The sequence below is a fragment of the Enterobacter sp. 04-C-12-SI-ECC genome (assembly GCF_047530715.1).
GTDB lineage: Bacteria > Pseudomonadota > Gammaproteobacteria > Enterobacterales > Enterobacteriaceae > Enterobacter > Enterobacter bugandensis.
In genome coordinates this window covers 1-2,617 of the sequence record NZ_JBLKDI010000046.1, presented here as the reverse complement: position 1 = coordinate 2,617, position 2,617 = coordinate 1, and the positions used below count along the sequence as shown (strand labels likewise).

The window sequence follows — 2,617 nt, the reverse complement described above, 5'->3', positions numbered from 1 at the left end:
CCGGTTTTTTTTGCTGTTTCCCGGTGTCCGCTCCCGGACAGGATGTGCATTTGTAATACCGCGCACGCGGCGGCATCACAAATACCCCGTTCAGGGCTGCGCCCCGACACCCCGCCATCGCCTCACGGCCGCGCACTGAATTGCGCACCCGTTCACCGATTTTCACGCATCTTTCTCGCCTATCTGTGCGTTCAGCATGGCGTAAAGCGCTTCAGCCTGATCGTGCAGATGCTCACAGCAGCCGGCTGCCTCATCCAGATCCATCTGTTCGAGCCGTTCGAGGAGGAGGAGTGTCTGTGAGCGGATAAATTTGGCCATGTTGAGGGCGGCGGATTCCTGTCTGGTCACTGGTGATTTTCCCCGTCTGGTGATGATTTTTGCGTGAAAAGAGCATGCCGTCATTCTGGTGCATAGTCATGCATGCCGTTAAAATTTAACAGGCGCGTTTCTGACGGGTTCCGGGGTGGTTTGTTGTGGTTTTTGTCATGGTTCCGTCAGAAACGCGCTGAGCGCGTCTGAGGCGGTGCGGGCAACGGATGTTATGGTAAATTCTTGGGGGCTTGATTATAAAATACCGCACTTCCTCTTATGTCTTGTGCTTTTTAGACAACCCTGAAAGCTTTTAGCTTTGGTGATGCAATTTGCTGGGATTTTGGCGGAGAACCACAGGTAAAGAAAAAGGCCACATTAGCGGCCTTTTTCGGAGAATATGCTCAGTGCGGAATTTCGGAGACTTCTTTAACGTCGGTTTTATTGATCTGCTGTTTGACACCATTCGCGTCTGTATAGCCAAGCAGGCCTGAGTCTGATTCTTTAGGTTTGCCGTCGCTGACAATAGTGCGACCGTCATTGGTGTGTATGGCATAGCTTGTGCGCGTGCAGCCGGTGAGGGCTGAAAGCGCAACTGCCGCTGCGAACACTGAAACAAAAATCTTTTTCAAAGCCAGCTCCTTTTATCCATATCAGTTTTGGTCACTAACCATCTAACTATAGGTTATTTTTTATGTGAAAAGAGGCTTGATGGTGGGCTGTATATCGAGTTAGGCGCGAGGTGCTATGGTCAAAGTGTGGTGTCAAGCGGGGAGGAGGCTTATATGAGATGTAATCCAGCAGATACATATACCAAGATGATTTAAGTATTCCTCTTTGTGAGGTTGGATGTCTAATTTATAAAGGATCTTCTTGAGATCCTTTTTTTTCGCGCGTAATCTCTTGCCCTGTAAACGAAAAAACCACCCTGGCAGGTGGTTTTTCGAAGGTTAGGTAATCCTGGCAGATCCCCTAACCGTGGTAACAGTCTTGTGCGAGACATGTCACCAAATTTGTCCTTTCAGTGTAGCCTCACTAAGGCCGCCACTTCAAGAACTCTTGATACATCTCTCGCACATCCTGTTTACCAATGGCCGTTGCCAATGGCGATTAGTCGTGTCTTTCCGGGTTGGACTCAAGTTGATAGTTACCGGATAAGGCGCAGCGGTCGGACTGAACGGGGGGTTCGTGCATACAGTCCATCCTGGAGCGAACTGCCTTCCCGGAACTGAGTGTCAGGCGTGGAATGAGAAACCGCGGCCATAACAGCGGAGTGACACCGGTAAACCGAAAGGCAGGAATGCGGGGGAGCACGAGGGAGCCACCAGGGGGAAACGCCTGGTATCTTTAAGCCGCATCGGGTTTCGCCACCACTGATTTGAGCGTCAGATTTCGTGATGCTTGTCAGGGGGGCGGAGCCTATGGAAAAACGGCTTTGCCGTGGCCTTATGCCTTTTTCGCTAAGAACCTTCCTGGCATTCTCCAGGAAATTTCTGCTCTGTACGTAAGCCCGTACCGCTCGCCGCAGCCGAACGACCGAGCGCAGCGAGTCAGTGAGCGAGGAAGCGGAATATCTCCTGTATCACATATTCTGCTGACGCACCGATGCCGCCTTTTTCTCCTGCCACATGAAGCACTTAACTGACATCCGCATCCGTGCCAACATATTAAGCCAGTATACACTCCGCTAGCGCTGCGTGACTGGTCCGGCGCTGCGCCCGGAACCCGCCTGTACCGGTTAAGCAGCCGTTCTGGTCTGACTGCGATTTTTTTCATTCCTGCCCGCTACCCTGTAAACCTTTCTTCTGCGTTGCCGTTAACAGGAGGTAAGCCATGTTTGGTTTTTCCTCCGGAGCCCTGATGACTTTTAATGATGATGAGCGACACCTGCTTGTGTCCGTTGTTTCGGGCTGGCTCCGGCGTGCCGAAGGGGATGCCGGAGCCATGATGCTGGATGCATACCGGCAGATTTTGTCTGAAACCGAACCGGCCGCAAGGGCGGTCATGCTCGAATTTCTTGAATCAGTTCGCATTCATTACGTTTCGTCCTGAGCATTTCCTGAAGCATTTCCTGAATTTTTGTCCATACTCAATCCAGGCGGCCGTCACGGACGGTGGTCGTCGTTCCATGATGCTGTTATGGAAGATTGAGAGTAATCTAACTTGATTGAGTTCCGGGCGTGTCGCCCGGTTTTTTTTGCTGTTTCCCGGTGTCCGCTCCCGGACAGGATGTGCATTTGTAATACCGCGCACGCGGCGGCATCACAAATACCCCGTTCAGGGCTGCGCCCCGACACCCCGCCATCGC

4 protein-coding genes are annotated in these 2,617 nt (G+C 52.0%); 1 reads left to right on the top strand and 3 read right to left on the bottom strand.

Annotated elements, in window-relative coordinates; all coding sequences use genetic code 11:
- Window positions 1–162: 162 nt before the first annotated feature.
- The gene (locus tag ACMWL8_RS25035) at window positions 163–348 is read right to left on the bottom strand and encodes a Rop family plasmid primer RNA-binding protein (RefSeq protein ID WP_032673404.1); all 186 of its coding nucleotides are present in this window, start codon (window positions 346–348) and stop codon (window positions 163–165) included.
- Window positions 349–713: 365 nt separating this feature from the next.
- Window positions 714–941, bottom strand: a complete 228-nt coding sequence (locus ACMWL8_RS25030) for a YgdI/YgdR family lipoprotein (RefSeq protein WP_021243043.1) — start codon at window positions 939–941, stop codon at window positions 714–716.
- A 1,201-nt stretch (window positions 942–2,142) separates the two neighbouring features.
- On the opposite strand from ACMWL8_RS25030, the gene ACMWL8_RS25025 reads away from it, so the two are divergent.
- Window positions 2,143–2,361: a hypothetical protein gene (locus ACMWL8_RS25025; protein WP_182407767.1), complete on the top strand. Its 219-nt coding sequence runs from the start codon at window positions 2,143–2,145 to the stop codon at window positions 2,359–2,361.
- Between the two features lie 53 nt (window positions 2,362–2,414).
- On the opposite strand, the gene ACMWL8_RS25020 is transcribed toward ACMWL8_RS25025, so the two are convergent.
- Window positions 2,415–2,617: hypothetical protein (locus ACMWL8_RS25020; RefSeq protein WP_414751624.1), on the bottom strand; the 203-nt coding region annotated here is incomplete at its 5' end.